The 20,361-nt window shown below is 43.8% G+C and carries 23 protein-coding genes; 11 read left to right on the top strand and 12 right to left on the bottom strand.

The features are described from left to right. Positions 1 to 115 precede the first annotated feature (115 nt). The 3 genes from radA to AC1DU2_RS30155 form a co-directional block, all read right to left on the bottom strand. Entirely contained in the window at positions 116 to 1,588 is a 1,473-nt protein-coding gene (gene radA / locus AC1DU2_RS30165; protein WP_477366586.1) for a DNA repair protein RadA, read from the bottom strand. A gap of 667 nt (positions 1,589 to 2,255) precedes the next feature. Beyond that, positions 2,256 to 4,043, bottom strand: a complete 1,788-nt coding sequence (locus AC1DU2_RS30160; protein WP_477366590.1) for a hypothetical protein — start codon at positions 4,041 to 4,043, stop codon at positions 2,256 to 2,258. 9 nt (positions 4,044 to 4,052) lie between these two features. Further along, entirely contained in the window at positions 4,053 to 4,754 is a 702-nt protein-coding gene (locus tag AC1DU2_RS30155; RefSeq protein WP_477366593.1) for a hypothetical protein, read from the bottom strand. 300 nt (positions 4,755 to 5,054) lie between these two features. Between AC1DU2_RS30155 and AC1DU2_RS30150 the strand changes: the two genes are divergently transcribed. After that, complete coding sequence (locus AC1DU2_RS30150) at positions 5,055 to 5,696, top strand: response regulator (RefSeq protein WP_477366596.1); 642 nt, start codon at positions 5,055 to 5,057, stop codon at positions 5,694 to 5,696. A gap of 77 nt (positions 5,697 to 5,773) precedes the next feature. On the opposite strand, the gene AC1DU2_RS30145 is transcribed toward AC1DU2_RS30150, so the two are convergent. Both AC1DU2_RS30145 and AC1DU2_RS30140 read right to left on the bottom strand, forming a co-directional pair. After that, complete coding sequence (locus AC1DU2_RS30145) at positions 5,774 to 6,079, bottom strand: DUF5615 family PIN-like protein (RefSeq protein ID WP_477389253.1); 306 nt, start codon at positions 6,077 to 6,079, stop codon at positions 5,774 to 5,776. Positions 6,080 to 6,107: 28 nt separating this feature from the next. Then, on the bottom strand, positions 6,108 to 6,335 hold the full coding sequence (locus AC1DU2_RS30140; protein WP_147055044.1) for a DUF433 domain-containing protein: 228 nt from the start codon (positions 6,333 to 6,335) through the stop codon (positions 6,108 to 6,110). A 37-nt stretch (positions 6,336 to 6,372) separates the two neighbouring features. On the opposite strand from AC1DU2_RS30140, the gene AC1DU2_RS30135 reads away from it, so the two are divergent. Then, entirely contained in the window at positions 6,373 to 6,831 is a 459-nt protein-coding gene (locus AC1DU2_RS30135) for a nuclear transport factor 2 family protein (protein ID WP_477389251.1), read from the top strand. Positions 6,832 to 6,847: 16 nt separating this feature from the next. After that, positions 6,848 to 7,591: a hypothetical protein gene (locus AC1DU2_RS30130; protein WP_477389249.1), complete on the top strand. Its 744-nt coding sequence runs from the start codon at positions 6,848 to 6,850 to the stop codon at positions 7,589 to 7,591. A 22-nt stretch (positions 7,592 to 7,613) separates the two neighbouring features. Here AC1DU2_RS30130 and AC1DU2_RS30125 read toward each other — a convergent pair whose 3' ends face one another. From AC1DU2_RS30125 to AC1DU2_RS30105, 5 genes are all read right to left on the bottom strand, one after another. Next, the gene (locus tag AC1DU2_RS30125; protein ID WP_477389247.1) at positions 7,614 to 8,165 is read right to left on the bottom strand and encodes an NUDIX hydrolase; all 552 of its coding nucleotides are present in this window, start codon (positions 8,163 to 8,165) and stop codon (positions 7,614 to 7,616) included. Further along, positions 8,158 to 8,562, bottom strand: coding sequence for a hypothetical protein (locus AC1DU2_RS30120; RefSeq protein ID WP_477389245.1), 405 nt, complete (start codon positions 8,560 to 8,562; stop codon positions 8,158 to 8,160). The genes AC1DU2_RS30125 and AC1DU2_RS30120 overlap by 8 nt, the downstream gene beginning before the upstream one ends. Positions 8,563 to 8,656: 94 nt before the next feature. Continuing rightward, positions 8,657 to 9,472, bottom strand: a complete 816-nt coding sequence (locus AC1DU2_RS30115; protein ID WP_477389243.1) for a TPM domain-containing protein — start codon at positions 9,470 to 9,472, stop codon at positions 8,657 to 8,659. A gap of 9 nt (positions 9,473 to 9,481) precedes the next feature. Further along, positions 9,482 to 9,916 (bottom strand): TPM domain-containing protein, encoded by a 435-nt coding sequence (locus AC1DU2_RS30110; RefSeq protein ID WP_477389241.1) that lies wholly within the window; start codon positions 9,914 to 9,916, stop codon positions 9,482 to 9,484. A 114-nt stretch (positions 9,917 to 10,030) separates the two neighbouring features. Next, positions 10,031 to 10,609 carry a LemA family protein gene (locus tag AC1DU2_RS30105; RefSeq protein ID WP_477366621.1) on the bottom strand — a complete coding sequence of 193 codons (579 nt, stop codon included), beginning with the start codon at positions 10,607 to 10,609 and terminating at the stop codon, positions 10,031 to 10,033. 187 nt (positions 10,610 to 10,796) lie between these two features. Between AC1DU2_RS30105 and AC1DU2_RS30100 the strand changes: the two genes are divergently transcribed. Together AC1DU2_RS30100 and AC1DU2_RS30095 are read left to right on the top strand one after the other, a co-directional pair. Beyond that, on the top strand, positions 10,797 to 13,088 hold the full coding sequence (locus AC1DU2_RS30100) for a GH92 family glycosyl hydrolase (protein WP_477389239.1): 2,292 nt from the start codon (positions 10,797 to 10,799) through the stop codon (positions 13,086 to 13,088). A 152-nt stretch (positions 13,089 to 13,240) separates the two neighbouring features. Further along, positions 13,241 to 13,642: a hypothetical protein gene (locus tag AC1DU2_RS30095; RefSeq protein WP_477389237.1), complete on the top strand. Its 402-nt coding sequence runs from the start codon at positions 13,241 to 13,243 to the stop codon at positions 13,640 to 13,642. A 76-nt stretch (positions 13,643 to 13,718) separates the two neighbouring features. Here AC1DU2_RS30095 and AC1DU2_RS30090 read toward each other — a convergent pair whose 3' ends face one another. Beyond that, complete coding sequence (locus tag AC1DU2_RS30090) at positions 13,719 to 14,285, bottom strand: RNA polymerase sigma factor (protein ID WP_147055065.1); 567 nt, start codon at positions 14,283 to 14,285, stop codon at positions 13,719 to 13,721. Positions 14,286 to 14,613: 328 nt separating this feature from the next. Between AC1DU2_RS30090 and AC1DU2_RS30085 the strand changes: the two genes are divergently transcribed. From AC1DU2_RS30085 to AC1DU2_RS30060, 6 genes are all read left to right on the top strand, one after another. Beyond that, on the top strand, positions 14,614 to 16,164 hold the full coding sequence (locus AC1DU2_RS30085) for an NAD(P)/FAD-dependent oxidoreductase (RefSeq protein ID WP_477389235.1): 1,551 nt from the start codon (positions 14,614 to 14,616) through the stop codon (positions 16,162 to 16,164). Next, complete coding sequence (locus AC1DU2_RS30080; RefSeq protein ID WP_477389233.1) at positions 16,161 to 16,646, top strand: DinB family protein; 486 nt, start codon at positions 16,161 to 16,163, stop codon at positions 16,644 to 16,646. The genes AC1DU2_RS30085 and AC1DU2_RS30080 overlap by 4 nt, the downstream gene beginning before the upstream one ends. Beyond that, a complete protein-coding gene (locus AC1DU2_RS30075) occupies positions 16,639 to 17,004 on the top strand; it encodes a CoA-binding protein (protein ID WP_477389231.1) in 366 nt (121 codons plus the stop codon). The genes AC1DU2_RS30080 and AC1DU2_RS30075 overlap by 8 nt, the downstream gene beginning before the upstream one ends. Position 17,005: 1 nt before the next feature. After that, entirely contained in the window at positions 17,006 to 17,530 is a 525-nt protein-coding gene (locus tag AC1DU2_RS30070) for a hypothetical protein (protein ID WP_477389229.1), read from the top strand. A 7-nt stretch (positions 17,531 to 17,537) separates the two neighbouring features. Next, positions 17,538 to 17,774, top strand: coding sequence for a hypothetical protein (locus AC1DU2_RS30065; protein WP_477366643.1), 237 nt, complete (start codon positions 17,538 to 17,540; stop codon positions 17,772 to 17,774). A 209-nt stretch (positions 17,775 to 17,983) separates the two neighbouring features. Further along, positions 17,984 to 18,499 carry a hypothetical protein gene (locus tag AC1DU2_RS30060; RefSeq protein WP_477389227.1) on the top strand — a complete coding sequence of 172 codons (516 nt, stop codon included), beginning with the start codon at positions 17,984 to 17,986 and terminating at the stop codon, positions 18,497 to 18,499. 37 nt (positions 18,500 to 18,536) lie between these two features. Here the strand turns inward: AC1DU2_RS30060 and AC1DU2_RS30055 are convergent, their stop codons facing one another. Further along, entirely contained in the window at positions 18,537 to 19,922 is a 1,386-nt protein-coding gene (locus AC1DU2_RS30055) for a methyltransferase RsmF C-terminal domain-like protein (protein WP_477389225.1), read from the bottom strand. Positions 19,923 to 20,361: the final 439 nt, after the last annotated feature.

Raw genomic sequence — 20,361 nt, 5'->3', positions numbered from 1 at the left:
CCTTTCACCTTTCACCTTTCACCTTTCACCTTTCACCTTTCACCTTTCACCTTTCACCTTTCACCTTTCACCTTTCACCTTTCACCTTTCACCTTTCACCTTTCACCTTTCACCTTTATCCAAATAATTGCCCAAATACCTCTTCGATGCTGCTTACTATTTTAATATCGATATCGTAGCGGGATAGGTCCATGCGCTTTTTATCCTGTCCGCCGGATGGAAGGTTGTACTTGGAGATAAAGATCTGGTTAAAGCCCAGTTTTTGTGCTTCGGCAATGCGCTGTTCCACACGGTTAACGGCCCTTATCTCGCCCGATAGGCCAATTTCGCCTGCAAAACAGGTTTTGAAGGGGATAGGCATATCTTCATGCGACGATATGATGGCCGCGGCCAGGCCCAGGTCGATAGCCGGGTCTTCTACCCTGATGCCGCCCGTAATATTCAGGAATACATCTTTAGCTGCCAGCCTGAAACCGCAACGTTTTTCCAGAACAGCCAGTAGCATACTCATCCGTTTGGTATCAAAGCCCGTAGCTGTACGCTGGGGGGTACCGTAAGCCGATGCGCTTACCAACGCCTGGGTTTCTATCAGCATAGGCCTCATGCCCTCCAGAGTTGCCGATATGGTGATGCCGCTCAGCGGTTCGTCGCGGTGCGATAGCAGTATTTCGGATGGGTTAGATACTTCCCTCAGCCCTTCGCCCATCATCTCGTAAATACCCAGTTCAGATGCCGAGCCAAAACGGTTTTTTATCGTGCGCAGGATGCGGTAAACATGGTGCCTGTCGCCTTCAAACTGCAACACGGTATCAACCATGTGTTCCAGTATTTTGGGGCCGGCAATTGCACCATCTTTTGTAATATGTCCTATCAGGAATACCGGGGTCGAGGTTTCTTTGGCAAAGCGCAGCATTTCGGCGGTACACTCCCTTACCTGCGATACACTCCCCGGCGTGGATTCGATGTGCGATGAGTGCAGGGTCTGGATAGAATCTATCACGACCAAATCGGGCTCCAGCGCCTCTATTTGCTTAAATATGTTTTGAGTAGATGTTTCACAAAGCACATAGCACGCTCCTCCTATTCCGGCAGTGGAATTTGGGGTTTGATTTTTAGAATTTAGAGATTGGGCTTTAGAATTTCCCCCATCGGGGGCTGTCAATCTTTCCGCCCTCATTTTAATCTGCCTTTCACTTTCTTCGCCCGATACATACAGTACCTTTAAATTTGGCATATTTAGTGCCAGCTGCAGCATCAGGGTTGATTTACCTATACCCGGCTCACCACCAATAAGCACCAGCGAACCTGCCACTATCCCTCCGCCCAAAACGCGGTTAAATTCTTTATCGGGGGTAAGTACCCTGTCCTCTTCGTTAAAGGTAATATCGGCTACCTGAACCGGCTTGTTGGCGCGTTGCTGGGTATTGGATGTTACCTTCCAGGTGGGTACGGCATTGCTGGTGTTGCCCTTTTCTATAATTTCTTCTACAAAAGTATTCCATTGCTGGCACGATGGGCATTTACCCAACCACTTGGGCGATTCGAAGCCGCAGCTTTGGCAGAAATAGGCAATTTTAGTTTTGGCCATGGAGATTCAGATGTGCAGATTTTAAATTTCAAATGTGCAGTGTTCAATTGAATTGTTTACACAAATGTGCATATAAAAAATCCAAATTGCTAATTTGTTTAGTAAGTTACACGTGGGTTTTTTTAAGAACGCTGCGTTGTTTTTGTTTGGGGTGATAATCAATCAATTGCGGCCGCAATGACGCTATCTGTGACATGTTGGAATAACCTCGTTGTCGTTCTGAACGGAGTGAAGAATCCGTTAACCTACAAATGCAATGAGTAAACATTTTAAATGATGGCCATTGCTCATTGGTGGTTGAGGGTATAATTCCAAATAGCATCATGTGTTTTCCAAAAGACCATATTGGGAGTCCGCTGTCATTTTGTTCGGCCATTTTAAGATGGGAGTATTTTTGAGGCCGGCAACCGGCAATCAGTAGTTGTAATCATTGAGGTTCTCGGAGGTATAACGACACGCATACGGGGTAATAAATAGAACGTAAAAGATGACGAATCTTCGAAAAGCAAAAAAGCTCTTCGTAAAACAACCCAATCTTAATCATTGGCTGGGCTTGTTAAAGCGTCTGTTGATATATAGCCCCGACATTCTTAAAAACAATAAAGCCCCGCAATATTTCTATTGACGGGGCTTCTCCCCTAATTATTAACCTAACGGCCAATTTCTTTTAATGACAGCGCACGCTAAATTTAGCGGTGATGTTTAAGGTATTGCTGCCGGCATCATAAATAGCCGAACCATTTATACCGCTTGCTGATGGTAAAGTAAAGTTTCGCGGCGCCATGGTAAACACCGAGGTTTGGTACCACATGTAGCTGTTATAAGCATACATGTAATATTGATCGCCATTGAATAATTTAATGCTGTATTTGCCCCTGCTGCCTGTAATGCCGGTGCCAAAAGCATACTGGATAACGCCACGGCTTACGTAGGCGTAAGTCCACGCGTTTTGATTAAGCTGCGCAGCGCCAATGTCGTAAAGAAAAAACCATCCCGAAGGCAGCAGGTTGATGTTTTTATTGCTGCAAAAGCCCTGCATATTAAGTGTAACATTGATGAGCGAAGGCGTAGCCGGGCTGCCAAAATTTAAATCGACAGAACCCTGGCTGCATGGATTAAACAAGCCGGTTTCGGCAAGTATAGGTAGCCGCGGGTTAAGGTATAAGTTAAAGCTGCTGATAACAACCTTACATTGCGCAATGCTGGGCACATACGGAAATACTACTACATCTCCATCATGTACAAATTCGCCATGGGCGCCGGCCAGGTATTGGTTGTTGGGTGTAACTATGGTTACATCATAAACACCACTGTTGCCTGCGCCGCAATGAATGCGCACGGTTAGCGGCGTAAAACAGGTGCCGTATGGGTGTCCGGCCACCGCCCAACTCCAATCAAGGTTGAAGCAGCACAGGTGCGATGTTTCAAAATTAGCGGTAAGGTTGCCGCTGCCATCATTGGCTATGGTTACATCGCCCTCGCTTTTCCATTGCCCGGTTTCTTCGGTAAGGCTCCATAGCGGTACGGTGTCGCCGGCTTTAATATTGTTGCCGGTAATAAAGTTTGTGGTATTAGGATTCAGCTTCATGCTCACCTGTATGGGTTGCGAAAAATGCCTTACCTGTGTACCGGCAGCCGACATTTTAATGGATAGCAAACCGGCAGATACAAAGTTGATGGCATTACCGCCATTAACCTGGTTGCCGGCCTTATCTATAACGTTGGTAGGGCTGAAACCTCCCGGGAAAGCCCCGTACGAAGTGGTAGACACGGCGCTGAAATCAACAATATTGGATGTTAGCGCAGATGCGTTTATAGCCGAGCCATCTGCATCAAGCATTTGTGTGCCGGGTAAAATTTTGATCTGTGCGGTTTCAACCATGCCCGACCGTTGCGGCAGGCTAAGGGTTGTACCGGCAGATACACCGTTTGCTAAAGGTGTGGTAGTTGCCAAAACAGATGTGCCCGCGGGCGGGTTGGCATATTCAACCACGCCAACATCAACAATTTTTGCGCTATCTGTTGTAATGGTAATGGTTTGGGTGATGGGCGCATAGCCCGGAATATCGGCAGATACATTGAATGTTACCGGCGACGAAGCCGAGGGCGCTGCATTGGCAGTAAGCGATAAGGGTAAAAAACCATGCGAAGCCTTGAAATCGCTGGTTGAGCCTCCGTCCATTTGCACCAGCGCGGCATCCTTGCCGGTTATTTTAACGTCAAAATCGCCGGGCTGATTGCTTGAAGTTGCGTTGGCATTGGCAAAACGCAATAATACGGGCGCTTTAGTAAGCGTGGTTTCGTTAATGGTGAGCGCTATGCCCTCATTAGGTTTTTTGCAACTATTTAAGGTTAGTACCAATACCAGGCACGCTATCATTAAAAAAACATTAATAAATGCGCCGCCCTGTTTTGCCGGGCCAATTTGTGAGTGTAGTTTGAAGGTGTTTTTCATGGTGATATTTTATCTGATTCGTAAATTAAAATTGAGCTGAACAACAGGCATCCAACGGTAGCCCTGCATATTTTTATTGAACTGTACGTTATTGGCATCGTTATCTGATAGTAGTTTTGTGCCTGTAAACGAGGTGCCTGGGCTGGATAAGTAATAGGTGCCAACATCAACGTTTACATTTAAAAGCTGGCCCGGGAACCCTTTAAAAAGGGCGATGCCCAGGTAAGGCGCAACACCCTTCCACGTTACATCGGCCTGCAGCACCCCTATCTGATCTTTGGTGAGCGACTGGCTCCCGATGTTATACCCGCCCATGGGCGAAATAAGGGCTGTTGCCTTGCCTTGTGTAATGTACGAGGCGCCGCCAACCAGGCGAATGCTGTTGGTATTAAAGGGTGAATAATCGGCCAGTAAATGAACATTGGAGAAACTGGTTGAAAACTGGCCCTGTACCGCGAAACCAAAAAAATGGAAATCTTTATTTTTGTTTACGGGGATGATGCCAAATCCAAGCCGGCCAGATAGTTTGGGTAAAAAACCATATTTTACATCTGCGCCTATGCCCTGGCTGCCAACAAGTACCTGTACGGATATTGGCGAAACAAACTGTGCGGCATTGCTGCTGGTTACCGGGCTTTCGGTATTGCTTTGCTGGGCATAGGCAGCGACGTAAAAAAGCATTGTTAAAAGAGTGGAGATAAAGTTTTTCATAGGTATTGAGTTTAATAAGTGTTTTTATTTGGCCGTGCAAGCGCCGTGATGCATATCAGCATGATGGCTATTGTTACAAGGAGATATTCCATGGTTATGGGGTTTAAAATGTGTTAGCTGTTTATGTATATTGTACCGTTATTACAGCCCTTTGCCGGTTTCAGTAGCGTTGCTTTTTGCGGCTTTTTTTGGTTGTTTTTAACGATACAATTTTATGGGACGGCCGCAAGGCACACAATACAAAGCTGTTTGTATTTTTTAAAACGGTAATAAAGCATAGGTTTACAAGTAATTAGTACGATGGAAATGACAACTGAAAAACTATCAGTGATCATAGCAGATGATCATACATTATTTATAAACGGGCTTAGCATGTTATTGCAAAATGAGCCGGATATCGAGATTATGAATATAGCAGCCAACGGCAAAGAGGTGTTGGGGTTGTTACATACCCATACGCCCACACTTGTGCTGCTTGATATTAATATGCCGGGCATTAATGGCTTTGAAGTGCTTAAGCGGATAAAAGCCTACTATCCAAAAATTAAGGTGGTGATGCTATCTACCTATAACGAGGAGCACCTGATTGAAAAAGCAAAAGCCACCGGCGCCGACGGTTACCTGTTTAAAAATGCCGAAAGGGATGAGCTATTGAGGGTAATGCGCCTGGTAGCCCAGGGGCAGCAATGCTTTCCGTACAAGCCGCCGGTTGTTAACTCAACATTTGATGACAGCGATCCCTTTTTAAAGCAATTCCAGCTTACAAAACGAGAAACCGAACTACTACAGTTTATTAAGCAGGACTATACCAACCAGCAAATGGCCAACCACCTGCACCTGAGCATTTATACGGTTGAAACCCACCGCAAAAACATTATGCAAAAGCTAAACCTGAAAAACCCAGTGGAGCTTACCAAGTTTATACTGCAGTATAATTTGTAATGGGGTGGGGGGAATAAAATTTCGAAAATTCTGAAGGAAGAATGAGGCTGTCAAAGGGAATTCTAACGCTATAACATTTAGTATAGATATACTTCATAGATACCCAAATCATCGTTAGATAAAAATTGGTTGATGTCTTTCTTTAGAAGAATTAATAATTCAGCAATCTTTTGAGTGCCAAAGTTGCCGGTGCGCAACCAAATTACTTTAGGAGGGTGAGAGTAAAGATTTTGTAGTTCGCAAAAATCCTCATCAAAAGTTAAAATTGTGTAGTTGTTTGTTTTGGCGAATTGCCAGATCATAAAATCGCTTAAACGATCGTTTGCCTGAATTTCATTTGTAGGCAGGATCTCCCAATCTGACAGGCGTTTTTTAAGCGCCATGAAATATTTTCGTCAGCGATGAGCCGTATCATGCCACTTTAATTATTCGCTCTTTGTTAGCTGCATAAGCAAGGCATGCAAATATGGCTTCGGATGTTAGTTGTGGGAAATCGCTTAGAATTTCCTCATAACTCAAGCCAGATGCCAGCCATTGCAAAACATCATATACAGAAATCCGCGTACCCTTAATAACTGGTTTGCCAAACCTTATTTCGGGGTTAAATTCAAGATATTCTTTATAATCAATTGGCTGCATATACAAATTTACCTAAATTGTCATCAAATTCCATCACATGAAAAAGATATTCTTTCTGAGCATCATCCTTTTTGCCTCCTTTAAAACCTTTGCACAACAAGCCGATAAGGAGGCTGTAAAGCAAACCATTAACACCATGTTTGACGCTATGCGCAAAGGCGATAGCACCATGCTGCGGTCGGCTTTTCATAAAAACATTGTTTTTGAAGGTGTAGCCAATAAAAAGGATGGCACGGTTGCGCTGGAAATGGAAAACCCCAATGATTTCATAAAAGCCGTAGGCACGCCGCACAAAGAAATGTGGGACGAGCAGATAACCTTTAACGACATAAAAATAGATGGCGACCTGGCCAGCGTTTGGACACCCTATAAATTTTACCTGGGCAAAACCTTTAGCCATTGCGGAGTTGATGTTTTCCAGCTGATGCGCACTGCGGCGGGCTGGAAAATTATTTATGTTGTTGATACTCGCCGTAAAGGTAATTGCCCGGAATGATCTTCATAAAGAATAGATGAGAGAGAAGAGATTATGGGTGCAAATTAACCGCAGATCGGCTGCGGAGCCGATAGATTTTGTACGATGTTCCAGCCTGGTAGCTGATCTGTTTACTTTTAAATTGCCACCGATTATCGTAAAGGGAATAAGAAAAGTAAATATTGACTTCGCCGACCATGATGATGCATTGCTAATAGGGGGACTCGATAGCATTTTAACGATCGTGGAAACATTTCCATTTGATTTATTCGATACGGCTGATTTGCATGGAAAGACTGCATTATTAGCTGATAGAGCTTATAAATGCTTAATGCTTGTTTACCAACACCTCAACTTAGATGTAGAACAGTTAAAGATTGGATACAAAAAAATACTGGTTGATGATTTTGTTTTGACCCACATTTTATTCGGAGGGCCAAAACAAAACAGAAACCGAAGTATTAAAGCCACAGTAAAAGCAGATTTTCTTATTGACTATACTTCAGTAAATATCATTTTCCTAAATAAAAATGATATTGTTATCAATGAAATTCCATTGTTTAAAACCATACCGGGCTGGCTATTCTATAGCCTGTTACTAAAGACGTGTAAATGGATTGATGGCGAAACCTTCGAAATGGCTAACGGTAGTAAAGAGATTAACTTCCGAGTCAACATTAACAGGCAAATAAGTATGCACTACCTGCCTGTTAACAGAGATGTTGACGGTATAAAGGAAGAAATTCGATTCCTTACTTTGGAAAGGTCGTTTGATCTTTAACTATAATTAATGCCTTGATTAACTACAGCGCCCCCAGTTTTAACATCCCATAAAACAAGCCAGAGCAATGCATGGCTTGTTTTATTTTATTATCAAGCAGCAATTGTTTTATCTCTTCGATAGTATACTCTTCCACAATAAGCTCTTCATGATCATCCAACTCCTGGCCCTGTACTTTTTTGCCACCTTTGGTAAAATAGGTAAAGGTTTGGTTATTGGCGGTTGATGGGTTGCCGTATACGGTGCAAATCAGTTCAAATTCATCAAACTGGTACCCTGTTTCTTCCAGCAGTTCGCGGCGGATGGCATGAATGGGTTCTTCCCCTGGGTCAACCACGCCTCCCGGAATTTCGAGCGAAATAATATCGGCTGCATGGCGGTATTGCGTTACCATTAATATTTTATTGTCTTCGGTTACGGCTACAGCGTTAACCCAGCTTGGGTATTCTAAAACATAGTAGTCTTCAACAATTCGTTTATCGGGCATCTCACAGCGATCAACGCGCAGTGTAGCCCAGGGGCCTTTATGTATGTAAGTAGATGATAATAGTTTCCAGGTTAAATCCTTACTCATAGTTTGTTTGTAGAAATTGATAGATGGTATTTTGTTTGTTAATGTTTTCGAACGACGAGCTACGATGCTTTTTCTCCAGCCATTCAAAAATCAATAATATTTTTTGTAACGAAGCCAAAGTTTCAGGTGATGGACTAAATGGCTCGGCATGCATGTATAGGAGCTGAGCCAAAGCGTCAAGTTTATCCGCTTTGTAATTCCCTTTTATCAAAAAAGCCTCAAAATCATCGATAGAGAGTTTTAATAGCGCCTCAAACTTAATATTAAACTCGTTTTGCAGCATGGTATCTGCAAGTTTTATAAATTCATCTGGCTTTAACTGCTCCTTAAAGCCTACCAGGCGGGCCATCATGACCGTTATTTTTTCGAGTTCCCTTAAAATATAGTCTTTATACATTTGTTAACATAAGGTAAGGTAGTAGTAAATAGCAGCTAATTTACTAATTAGCGTGCAGCTCAAATCACTAATTCACTAACTCAATAATTAAAACCTACCAGCTGCCGCTTGATCCGCCTCCGCCGCCACTGCCGCCGCCGAAACCGCCAAAGCCACCACCACCACCGCCGCCTCCGCTTCCTCCGCTTCCTCCGGAGAAACCGCCCCAGTCAGACCCACTGCTGCGGCCGCTGCCGCCAAGCATGCTGCCGGCTAAAAACCACCAGAAGGGGCTTGCGCCACCCCTGCGGCCGATAATTTGCCGGCCGCCACCACCGCCACGGTTACGAAATATGATAATTAATATAACAACTACTATCACAATCAGAATGATGATACCCGCGCCATCTCCGCCGCTGCTTTGGTCGTTTTCCTGTGGTTCGGCTTTAAATTCGCCTTTGGTGGCTTTTATAATATCGGTGGTTGCAGCATCCAGTCCGCCATAATAGTCGCCCGCTTTAAAGCGGGGTTTCATGTCGTCCTGTATAATGCGCTGGGTGAGCACATCGGGCAATGGTCCTTCGGCGCCATAGCCTGTTTGGATAGCCATTTTACGGTCGTTTATAGCAACAATTACCAGTATGCCATTGTTCTTTTCTTTTTGGCCAATACCCCACTTGCGCAGCAGTTGCTGGCCATAATCGTTAATATCATAACTGCCGGTTGATTTCATGATCACCACAGCTACCTGGGTTGATGTAGAATCGTTAAAAGCAACCAGTTTACTTTCCAGCTTTTGCTTATCATCGGCCGATAGAGTATTGGTATAATCGGTAACCAGCGTGGCCGACCGTTCCGGAAAATCCTGTGCAAACGCCGTCGCGGAGCAAAGCAGCAGGCTAAAAAATATAGTGAGTTTTTTAAACATCATGTTTATAGGTTATTCGCCATCCATAAAGGCGATATCATCGGGTAGTTCGTTAACATCGCCGGCATGGTGGGGGAAGTATTTTTGCAGTTGTTCGCCCGCAATTTGCAGGCCGGTTACAATACCTTCAACAATATCGCCGTATTTAAAATGCTGCAGCATATCCTCTTTGGTTGTATCCCAAAAATCGGCAGGCACAACCTGGTTAATCCCGGCGTCGCCAATAATGGCAAACTTCCGGTCAACAGTGGCTACATATATCAACACCCCATGCCTGAGGGCTGTTTTGTGCATATTAAGCTGAAAAAAATATTTAGCCGCCCGGTCAAGCACATCCTCGCTACATTTTTTTTCGATACAAACCCGTATCTCGCCACTGCTGCGGCCCTCGGCCTGCTCAATAGCCTTACGGATGCGTTGCTGTTCTTCTTCGTTAAATACCGCCATGGGTTTAATTATTGAATTATCGATTTATTGAATTCTTTTTTGTTGGAAAAATGAATTGTTGATTTGAAATTTTGAAGATCAAATCAATAATTCAGTCATTCAATAATTCACTAATTAAAATTCCACCTTCGGTGCTTTCTCGCTTCCGGGTTCGGCGGTGAAATATCCTTTTTCGGAGAAGCCAAACATTTTTGCAGTGATATTAGCCGGGAACGAGCGGATTTTGGAATTATATTCCATTACAGCGTCGTTAAAATCCTTACGGGATACGTTGATCCTGTTTTCGGTTCCTTCCAGCTGAACAGATAGGTCGCGAAAGTTTTCGTTCGCCTTTAAATCCGGGTACTTTTCTGTTACAACCAGCAACCTGCCAATGGCCGAGCTTAATTCGCCCTGCGATGACTGGAACGCTTTGATAGATTCGGGCGTAAGTTTTGTAGGATCAACCTGCACCGATGTTGCTTTTGCGCGGGCTTCTATTACGGCGGTTAATGTGCTTTTTTCAAAGTTAGCGGCGCCTTTAACGGTATTTACAAGATTGGGTATCAGATCGCTGCGGCGCTGGTAATCGCTTTGTACGGCACCCCATTTAGCTTTAACGGTTTCGTCGAGCTTAACCATACTGTTATAGCTACATGAGCTTAAGTTCATGGCCGCTACTGCAATTAATATTACTGAAAGTAACTTTTTCATAGGTTGAAGTTGTTTTACAGGTATGTTTTTGATTTAGATTACAAAACGCATACCGTTGTTACAACTGGTATGGTTTAGTGACATTATGTCAAGGTACAGTTTTTATTACCGTAAGCGAAACATTTAACTGTTATAGCCTATATTTGAAGCTTAATATACTATTTACCTGTTGACACTGACCCACAAAATGAAGAAAACACTCTGCCTTTTTTTTACATGTATTTCGCTTGGTGCAGCCGCACAAACCAACGTTGCCGAAAATTTAGTACAATATGTAAATCCCATAATAGGTACCCAGCGTATGGGGCACGTATACCCGGGCGCTACAGTTCCTTTTGGAATGGTACAACTAAGCCCCGAAACCGATACGGCGGGCTACGAATTGAACGGCAAATACAACCCCGATGTATATAAATACTGCGCCGGCTACCAGTACGATGATAAAACCATAGTTGGCTTTAGTCATACCCACTTTAGCGGTACCGGCCACTCAGACCTTGGCGACTTTTTAATAATGCCTACCGTTGGTGCTTTAAAACTAAACCCCGGCACAGCCGATAAACCAGGCAGCGGTTACCGCTCGGCATTTTCGCACCAGAACGAAGTGAGCCAGGCTAACTACTACAAAGTAAAACTGGACGAAAGCAATATTTTGGCCGAGATGACCACCAGCGCGCGTGTTGGTTTTCACCAGTACACCTTCCCTAAATCCGATCAATCGCATATTATATTAGATCTGATGGCCGGTATTTACAACTACCCGGATAAAAACGTATGGACTTATTTAAGGGTTGTTAATGATAGCACCGTTGTTGGTTTCCGCCAAACCAACGGCTGGGCACGCACCCGCTCGTTATATTTTGCCATGAGTTTTTCAAAAGCATTTTTTCAGCATGGCTACAAAAAGTACGATCAGCGCGAAGTGTATGGCGGCTTTTGGGGCAAATTTAACAGGGTGAAAAACTTCCCGGAAATTGCCGGCAAGCAAATAAGGGCTTACTTTGATTTTAAAACCGAAGAGGGCGAAAAAATAAAAATCAAGTTTGCACTATCACCGGTGAGTATGGCCGGTGCCTTAAATAATATGCAAACCGAAATACCTGGCTGGGACTTTGAAAAAGTAAAAGCCGACGGCCAGCAATTATGGGAAACCGAACTGCATAAAATAGAGATAGCCGGTAATAAGGAAATAAAAGAGAACTTTTATACCGCCATGTACCATGCCATGATTAACCCCACGGTATATATGGATGCCGACGGGCAATATAAAGGCCTTGATCAAAATGTACACAAGGCGGAAGGGTTTACCAATTATACCACTTTTTCGCTTTGGGATACCTACCGGGCACTGCACCCGCTGTTCAATATTATTGAACCCAAAAGGAATGCGGATATGGTACAAAGCATGCTGGCCCATTTTGATCAAAGTCCGGAACATATGCTGCCCATCTGGTCAAACTCAGGTAACGAGAATTGGTGTATGAGCGGGTACCACAGTGTAGCCGTACTGGCCGACGCCGTTGTAAAGGGCAATGTGAACTTTGATGCCAACAAAGCGCTGGATGCCTGCGTAGCCACCGCAAAGCACCGCGATTATGAGGGTATAGGCGACTACATGGATAAAGGTTACATCCCCGATGAAAAAAGCGGCGTATCCGTATCATCAACCCTGGAGTATGCTTTTGACGACTGGGCCATTGCCCAAATGGCTAAAAAGCTAAACCGGATGGATGTTTATAATGAATTTATCAAACGATCAGAAAATTATAAAAATGTATACGATAAGGCCGCAGGCTTTATGCGCCCCAGGTTGGCCAATGGCAGCTTCCGCCAAAAGTTTGACCCGCTGAGCACCATCAATGAAGGCTTTATTGAGGGCAATAGCTGGAACTATACCCTGTTTGCGCCACAGGATCCTAAAAGCCTGATTGAGCTGATGGGCGGCAACAAACGTTTTGTTGGCTACCTCGATTCGCTGTTTACCATGAACCTGCCCGATAAATACTTTGCCGAAACGGAAGATATAACCCGCGATGGCATCATTGGTAACTATGTACATGGCAACGAACCATCGCACCACGTAGCTTATTTATACAATTGGACAGATAAACCCTGGAAAACACAGGAACGCATCCGGATGATATTGCCGCGTATGTACAAACCAACCCCGGATGGTTTGGGCGGTAACGATGATACCGGACAAATGAGCGCATGGTATATTTTCAGCACGCTGGGCTTTTACCCGGTAGCGCCTGGATCTGAGCAGTATTCCATAGGCAGTCCGGCCGTGAATGGTGGTGTTATCAACCTGGATAACGACAAAAAATTCACCATCAACGTAAAAAACCAGGGTGCCAAAAACGTGTATGTACAAAAGATAACGCTTAATGGTAAACCCCTGGATGGTTTATTCATTAGCCATGCCGATATCATGAATGGCGGCGAGATCACTTACTATATGAGCAGCAAACATAAATAGATGATAGATTAATTTGAAAATTTGAGTATTTGAAGATTTGAAAATGAAAACACAGATGTGCAGATTCTAAATTTCAGATGTGCAGATGAAGCGAATTTGAAAATTTGAGTATTTGAAGATTTGAAAATGATACTTTTTAACGGTTTCGGCGTATGAATTGGAGAGTAACTTTAGGTGTTTTATGCATGCTGATACTCTTTGGTTCATGCGCTGAATCTTTTAAGCAGATTCCGCCGGATAAGTTTAATGATACGATAGCGAAACGAAAGGATATTAAAACATCCGACGAACTGATTAAAGCTTATTACCAGTACCGGCAGTATTACAGTGAAACCGATGCGAGGCCGCGATTGAATATCACTTCAAGAAAACTGGATTCGGGCGACTATGAAATAACCGCTATAGACACCATTACCAATGACGATGCCCTGGCAGCCGAGAAGATTGTGATGATAGCCACCCGGAAAGCCGAAACCTGGAAAGCTTTAGATATTAAATACAACTGGAAAGCCCGCGATGGTTATGGTAACTCAGAATGGGGTACAGGGAATTAAATTTTACTTTGCCTGATTAGCCACCCTGCTAATCAGAACCCTCTCCTTTGGAGAGGGCAGGGTGAGGCGGTAGGCTTTACGCGTAGCAATGCTCCTCGCGGGTAGTTAGTTTACTAATCATTTCTTTTAAGGCAGTGCGTGCACGGTGTAAAGTTGTACGCGACAGCAATTCACTCATCCCTAACGATGTGCCAATTTCCTGGTGCGAGTATCCTTCAATGGCGTACATATTAAATACCGAGCGATAAGTTTTAGGGAGTTTTTGAATCAGTTTCATCAAATCTTTTGCTTCAAGTTCATTATCGTTATATGCTTTGCTGATAGGCATATCACTATCGGCAGCAAAATCCTCAACCAATACAACCGGGCGTAACTTGCGGTAGCGCGAAATAGCCGCGTGCACCATAATACGGCGCACCCAACCTTCCAGGCTGCCATCGCCACGGTAGTTTTGCATGTTCCTGAATATTTTTATAAAACCTTCTTGCAGTATATCCTGAGCTTCGTCTTTATCGGTAGCATAGCGCATACAAACAGCCAGCATCCGCGATGCAAATAGTTTGTAAAATTGTTCCTGGCTTTTACGTTCGTTGCGTAAGCATCCTTCCCAAATTGTCTGTAAACGTTCGTCGGCAGTAGTCATTGTATTGTGTATTTATTTGTGAAGCCTATGCCAATCCAAGTGCCATTTTGTAATTAATTGATTTTTAGATGGTTATAAATTTAAGCTATTTTAAAACTGTTCGTTAGCGGACGGTTGATGCGCACAGGCGAACACAAAGCCGCCTAACCCCCTGAAGGGGGAACGATGGTTTAATATGTTTTTAAATTATTCTACCGCTTATAAGAAATCTTCCCTTCAGGGGGGAGATTATTCGCGTTTTATTGTTTTAAGGCACTCATGAAAGCTTTGCTATTTAGCGGGGGCTTCTTACCTTTGCCCTAATCCGGGATAAAAACCCGGCGACTATATGACAAAGGAAATTGAAATAGTATGCCCTCCCGGGCAGCATGAAGATGAGGCAGTAATTAAACGCCTTGCGGCAGCAGTTTTAAATATACAGCCGCAGAAATTATCGGCCGTAAAAGTGTTAAAACGATCTATAGATGCCCGTGGTCGTAAAGTTGTTTACCGCATGATGGTGCAGGTGTTTATTGATGAGCCCTACAATCCCGAAATTTTTACTGTAAATTATCCCGATGTGCAGTTTGGCCGTCCCGTTATAATAGTAGGTGCAGGCCCGGCAGGTATTTTTGCTGCATTGCAATGCATTGAGCTGGGATTAAAACCCGTGATACTGGAGCGGGGCAAAGATGTTAAACAACGCAGGCGCGATTTGGCTAATATTAACAAGCAGGGCCTGGTTAACCCCGAATCAAATTATTGCTTTGGCGAGGGTGGGGCCGGTACCTACTCTGATGGTAAGTTGTACACCCGATCTACAAAGCGCGGCGATGTAAACCAGGTGCTTAAAATGTTTGTTGCCCATGGGGCAGATGAAGATATATTAATAGATGCCCGCCCGCATATTGGTACCAATAAGCTGCCCCAGATTATTACCGCTATGCGCGAAACGATATTGAATGCAGGCGGCGAGTTTTTGTTTGATACTAAAGTGACAGCCTTACTGGTTGAGTTTGGCAAAATAAAAGGCGTAAAACTGGCCAGCGGCGAAAAAATGACCGCCGATGCCGTAATCCTGGCAACGGGCCACTCGGCAAGGGATGTGTTTGAAATGCTGCATCATCAAAATGTACTGATAGAGGCAAAGCCGTTTGCTTTGGGTGTACGCATAGAGCATCCGCAGGAAATAATTGACCGCGCCCAGTACCATTGCGAAAACCGTGGTCCGGATTTGCCGCCATCCTATTATAATTTGGTTGAGCAGGTGGAGGATAGGGGCGTATTCTCCTTCTGCATGTGCCCAGGCGGTATTATTGCTCCCTGTGCAACCGCCGAAAATGAAATTGTGGTAAACGGCTGGAGCCCGTCAAAACGGAATAACCCATTTGCCAATTCAGGCACGGTAGTACAAATTAATATGGAAGATGTGGCCGGCGATGACGGCGATCCATTCAAGATGCTCAACTTTCAGCATGAAGTGGAGCGCGCCGCTTTTAAAGCCGGCGGCGGCAGCCTGGTTGCACCGGGCCAGCGTATGGTTGATTTTGTGGAAGGACGTTTGTCAAATGACCTGCCCGTAAACTCCTACCTGCCGGGCACAAAGAGTACCGAACTGAAGGAGGTGTTACCCGATTGGATTCACAAGCGCCTGCAGAAGGCATTGCCTGCTTTCGGCCGGAAGATGAAGGGCTATTATACCAACGAGGCGATTTTGGTGGGGGTAGAGTCGCGCACATCATCGCCGGTAAAAATTCCCAGGGATAAAGAAACTTTGCAGCATCCCCAAGTTAAAGGATTATTTCCATGTGGCGAAGGGGCCGGTTATGCCGGTGGCATTATTTCTGCTGCTATTGATGGTGTTAACTGCGCGCTGGCCGCTTTAAAAATATTAGCATGACAATTTCTGAAAAACTGAGTACCGAATTGCAGAAGATACTATCGGGCGATGCCTGGTACGGTTCGCCTGTTTATGATATAGTAGAAAGTATCAGCTTTGAGGCTGCCTATGAAAAGCCGCCCGGGCCTGTCCATAGCATAGCCGAAATTGTTTTACACATGATAGCCTGGACAGAAGAGGTGATGGACAGGATGAATGGCCTTACCGCCGGCATCCCCACCAGTGGCGACTGGCCCGAAACCGGCGCACCCGACGAACAAAAATGGCAAAACTATGTTGATGATTTAAAGCTGGTGAACGTAAATTTGATTGGCGTTATCCAGAACTTCCCGCAGGAACAATGGGATGAGCCAATAAAAGACGAACGGAACCGCGAGATGGGAACAGGTGTGAGCTATGAAGAACTGATTAACGGACTTATTCAGCATCATATTTACCACTCCGGCCAAATTGCGTTATTAAACAGGATAATCAATGGCTGATAAAAAGACACTTATATTAGGAGCAACGCCCGATACCGGCCGGTACGCAAATCTCGCAGCCAACAGGTTGGTTGGTCATGGGCATAGCATAGTTAATGTAGGCATAAAAACAGGCGAGGTTGCCGGTGTGCCTATCGAGAAGCCCGAAGCTATTCATAAAGATATAGATACCGTTACTTTGTATGTTGGCCCTCAAAACCAGCCACCACTGTACGATTATATTTTGAATACACACCCCAAACGTATTATATTTAATCCCGGTACCGAAAATTCTGAACTCAGGCGCATGGCCAACGAAAAAGGAATTGAAACGGAGTATGCATGTACTCTGGTGTTATTATCCATAGGGCAATATTAAGATGCAAAAATCAGAACGCGGCGCGCAAATAAGGTCGGCCATTCTTTCCGGCTTTTCTTTCGCAGTATTTATGGGGTTGTTTTGGGCATACCAGGACGGATACAAAATGGCGCTTATAAGTGCGCCGATTGCCGGTAGTGTTTTTGGCTTGACCATGTATCTTTTCGCCAGGTCAAAGTGGATTAAACAACAAACTGAAGTTAAAGTGAGTGATGATAATGCCATTTTGATGAGCGGTGCTGCCAATCATTTTTTAAACAGGGAAGCTGTGGGCGGTAAATTGTATTTGTTTGGCGATAAGCTGTTGTTTAAATCCCACAGTTTAAACATTCAAAATCATGAACTCGAAATATCAATTGGTGATATTGCCGGAGTAGATTTTTATAATACCCTGGGACTGATACCCAATGGCTTGGTTGTTTTTAAACACGATGGCACCCAGGAAAAATTTGTGGTTAATAACAGAAATACCTGGAAGCATGAAATACTAAATGTAACGGATGCGAGCGTAGTTAAAGTTATTTGATTTACCAATGAGCAAAGACGAGCTTATTATACTTGGGTATAAAATCAGCAATGGCCAAGGCAGCGAACATGAGCTGAACGATTGGTATGATTTGTTCAATAAAAATGTACCCTACCCTGCAGGAGCAAACCTGTTTTTCTATCCGGAAAACTACGATGCACGACGCGACAATATTGCGGGCTACAATCCCTCAGTTGAAGATGTTGTTGAGAAATGTTTAAGTTATAAGCCGATAGCGCTTTAACTCCAATTGTGTAGATGGCTGGCGCGAGCCGCTATTTATTAGAGCTAACTTCCGCTTACTTTTTTCAGACTTTTATTATTGTTTCTTTGCGTTTTTTTTCTTTATATTGAGTTGTGAAGTATTGTGCCTTGTCTCTGATTATGTTCGTTGCGATGATAGTCTCGTGCGGTAATCCCAAACACTCATCTACCGTTAAAACTCCGAAAAGTGTGTCCTCCGTATCTGCATTGAAACGCAAAAGAGACAACATTGAAGCATATTCACTTCAACACAAAAATAATATGCTGGTGTTTGCCAAAGTGCCAGGCAAAGATGTGCTGCTGAAAATTGAAAATGAAAAATGGCCGGACGAGGTTGAGTATTCATATAATGTTTTAAAAGATGATAATGGAAAAATTATCATGATAGATGCTTCGCCCGTTAGCGAAAGTGGCGATTGGGATGTATCGCATACCCATTATTTTTACGGCGATGGAAATACTTTTCTTTTTGAGCGAAAAGCAAATGCTTTTAACGGTTGCCTTACCAACGATTCTGTAGTTTATGAAACCATAAAAAAGTACTTCGCCCCTTCGTTCAAATTGCTAAAACAGCAGGATATTGTAGTTGACAAAAATGGCAAGGCGCTGGATAAAAGCAAGTGCGCTGTAGATGTTGCTATAGAAGATGCAAAGGTTTATCCAAATGTAAATGCTTGTTTAAAAGCATACCATATAAAATTGTAAGCGACCCGCACACCAGCCCAATCAAAAAGCTCCCCCTTCAGGGGGTTGGGGGGCTTGGGCTCGAAAATATCCTGATCTCTTTAGGATAATAATTATTGATCCTATTGGGCAATAGCTTAGCCCATCCTAAGGCTTGTCCCTCGTAGTTCATCAGGCTCCATCCCTTTTCGGTAGGGTTTAGGTCGATGTTGTCTCGGCGCAGATACTGAATAGCCTGGTCGTAGGTAAGTTCCGTTTGTAAAACCGCGTCTTTATTAATAATAGTACTTAAAGCCAGCTCATGGTCGGGTATTAAATCTTTCCCCATTAACTTACCAACCCTCACACCCGATTTTTTGAGGTAAAGGTGACGCTGTAAAATATTCAAACTTTCTTTATGCGCGCGGTTAATCGCCAGCCAATCTTCGTTCACTTTAAAATAATAGTAGTCGTCCGGTTTGTTAACGTATGCTTTCACCTGGTCAATTTCTTTACTGCTTATTTTTTGATGCATGTTGTTTTTAAAGGTGCCCAGTTCGCCGGTGTTGGTTTTCTTTTTAAGGCACGATGCAAATAGCCCCTCACCCTTAACCTTGCCCGGATAAAAGCGATATCCCCAGGCCTTTTTATCGGGTGATTGCGTTTCTACAATACCCCACTCCATATATATAGGTATACGGATGCTTTCCAAATCAAATTCAAGGCAAAGCCAATCCAGTATATCTTCGTTTTCCTGGTGCGAGTAGGAGCAGGTACTATATATAAGGTATCCGTCTTCCTTTAGCGCCGGGAGTATATCGGCCAGGATCCGTTCCTGCCGCTGGTGGCACAATTGCACATTGGCTTCCGACCACTCGTTCATAGCCTGCGGATCTTTACGAAACATGCCCGAGCCCGAACATGGTGCATCAACCAGGATAATATCGAAAAAGCTTTTTAGCCGGCCAATGTCTTTCGGATCGTTATTGCTCACTATTACGTTTGTCTGGCCCCAACGGCTAAGGTTATCCGTTAATACAGGTACACGTGTTTTAATAATTTCGTTGGCAACTAACAAATCGTCGGCATTAATGGCCGAGTTAAGGAGTGTGCTTTTGCCACCCGGAGCAGCGCAAAGGTCAAGTACTTTTATGGTGTCATCTATATTAGGGCGGATGTGTTTTAATATATGGTCAACAAACATCGACGATGCCTCCTGTACATAATAGCACCCGGCATGAAAAAGCGGGTCGAAAGTGAAGGATGGGCGGGTGTTTAAATAAAATCCATCGCTGCACCAGGCCACCTGTTCATCTGTTTTTAATGATAGATGTTTGAAAGGATTAAGCCTTATAGAGGTAGGCGCATCAGTAATTTGATGTGCCTTGATAAAATTTTCTTCGTCAAATCCATTTTCTGCGCTTAAGGTTTGCAGGAAATTATCGGGGAACTGTTGCTCATTCATATACTTTGTAAATATACAAATTCGGTATATGCTATTGTTTATAAGATATTGCGGCGCTGCCGGGGTGAATTTAACGTTAGTTTACAGCTACTTGTAGAATTGTTTTAATTATTTGAAAATTTCTCTTGGTTGGTAAGGGGTTTTCTGTGTACATTTGTGGCCGCTCAGTAAAAAGGGTGTTGTTTTTTGAAAAGTTAGCGAATAAAAAAAGATTAAAAAAGTGAATTTTTCACTTGGTAAATCAGATTGAAATTCGCATCTTTGCACCCCGCCACAGAGGGAGAAAAGAGAGAGGGGTAGGCGAACAAAACGGAGGAGATTCTTTAGAGATCGAGAGATAAAAAAAAGAAAAAATAAGTTTTGGAAAAGTAAAAAGGTTTACTACCTTTGCAGACCCAAACGGAGGGTTGCTTTGAGGAGCAAAAGAAGTTAAAAAGCC

The sequence above is a fragment of the Mucilaginibacter sp. P4_C11 genome (assembly GCF_056402115.1).
The sequence above is the reverse complement of the archived record's forward strand: the minus strand, read 5'-3'. Positions and strand labels throughout refer to the sequence as shown.

What these genes read in the sequence shown, in the direction of transcription:
- radA (WP_477366586.1), bottom strand. Translation starts at nt 1,588, where the DNA reads ATGGCCAAAACTAAAATTGCCTATTTCTGCCAAAGCTGCGGCTTCGAA.
- AC1DU2_RS30160 (WP_477366590.1), bottom strand. Translation starts at nt 4,043, where the DNA reads ATGAAAAACACCTTCAAACTACACTCACAAATTGGCCCGGCAAAACAG.
- AC1DU2_RS30155 (WP_477366593.1), bottom strand. Translation starts at nt 4,754, where the DNA reads ATGAAAAACTTTATCTCCACTCTTTTAACAATGCTTTTTTACGTCGCT.
- AC1DU2_RS30150 (WP_477366596.1), top strand. Translation starts at nt 5,055, where the DNA reads ATGGAAATGACAACTGAAAAACTATCAGTGATCATAGCAGATGATCAT.
- AC1DU2_RS30145 (WP_477389253.1), bottom strand. Translation starts at nt 6,079, where the DNA reads ATGGCGCTTAAAAAACGCCTGTCAGATTGGGAGATCCTGCCTACAAAT.
- AC1DU2_RS30140 (WP_147055044.1), bottom strand. Translation starts at nt 6,335, where the DNA reads ATGCAGCCAATTGATTATAAAGAATATCTTGAATTTAACCCCGAAATA.
- AC1DU2_RS30135 (WP_477389251.1), top strand. Translation starts at nt 6,373, where the DNA reads ATGAAAAAGATATTCTTTCTGAGCATCATCCTTTTTGCCTCCTTTAAA.
- AC1DU2_RS30130 (WP_477389249.1), top strand. Translation starts at nt 6,848, where the DNA reads ATGAGAGAGAAGAGATTATGGGTGCAAATTAACCGCAGATCGGCTGCG.
- AC1DU2_RS30125 (WP_477389247.1), bottom strand. Translation starts at nt 8,165, where the DNA reads ATGAGTAAGGATTTAACCTGGAAACTATTATCATCTACTTACATACAT.
- AC1DU2_RS30120 (WP_477389245.1), bottom strand. Translation starts at nt 8,562, where the DNA reads ATGTATAAAGACTATATTTTAAGGGAACTCGAAAAAATAACGGTCATG.
- AC1DU2_RS30115 (WP_477389243.1), bottom strand. Translation starts at nt 9,472, where the DNA reads ATGATGTTTAAAAAACTCACTATATTTTTTAGCCTGCTGCTTTGCTCC.
- AC1DU2_RS30110 (WP_477389241.1), bottom strand. Translation starts at nt 9,916, where the DNA reads ATGGCGGTATTTAACGAAGAAGAACAGCAACGCATCCGTAAGGCTATT.
- AC1DU2_RS30105 (WP_477366621.1), bottom strand. Translation starts at nt 10,609, where the DNA reads ATGAAAAAGTTACTTTCAGTAATATTAATTGCAGTAGCGGCCATGAAC.
- AC1DU2_RS30100 (WP_477389239.1), top strand. Translation starts at nt 10,797, where the DNA reads ATGAAGAAAACACTCTGCCTTTTTTTTACATGTATTTCGCTTGGTGCA.
- AC1DU2_RS30095 (WP_477389237.1), top strand. Translation starts at nt 13,241, where the DNA reads ATGAATTGGAGAGTAACTTTAGGTGTTTTATGCATGCTGATACTCTTT.
- AC1DU2_RS30090 (WP_147055065.1), bottom strand. Translation starts at nt 14,285, where the DNA reads ATGACTACTGCCGACGAACGTTTACAGACAATTTGGGAAGGATGCTTA.
- AC1DU2_RS30085 (WP_477389235.1), top strand. Translation starts at nt 14,614, where the DNA reads ATGACAAAGGAAATTGAAATAGTATGCCCTCCCGGGCAGCATGAAGAT.
- AC1DU2_RS30080 (WP_477389233.1), top strand. Translation starts at nt 16,161, where the DNA reads ATGACAATTTCTGAAAAACTGAGTACCGAATTGCAGAAGATACTATCG.
- AC1DU2_RS30075 (WP_477389231.1), top strand. Translation starts at nt 16,639, where the DNA reads ATGGCTGATAAAAAGACACTTATATTAGGAGCAACGCCCGATACCGGC.
- AC1DU2_RS30070 (WP_477389229.1), top strand. Translation starts at nt 17,006, where the DNA reads ATGCAAAAATCAGAACGCGGCGCGCAAATAAGGTCGGCCATTCTTTCC.
- AC1DU2_RS30065 (WP_477366643.1), top strand. Translation starts at nt 17,538, where the DNA reads ATGAGCAAAGACGAGCTTATTATACTTGGGTATAAAATCAGCAATGGC.
- AC1DU2_RS30055 (WP_477389225.1), bottom strand. Translation starts at nt 19,922, where the DNA reads ATGAATGAGCAACAGTTCCCCGATAATTTCCTGCAAACCTTAAGCGCA.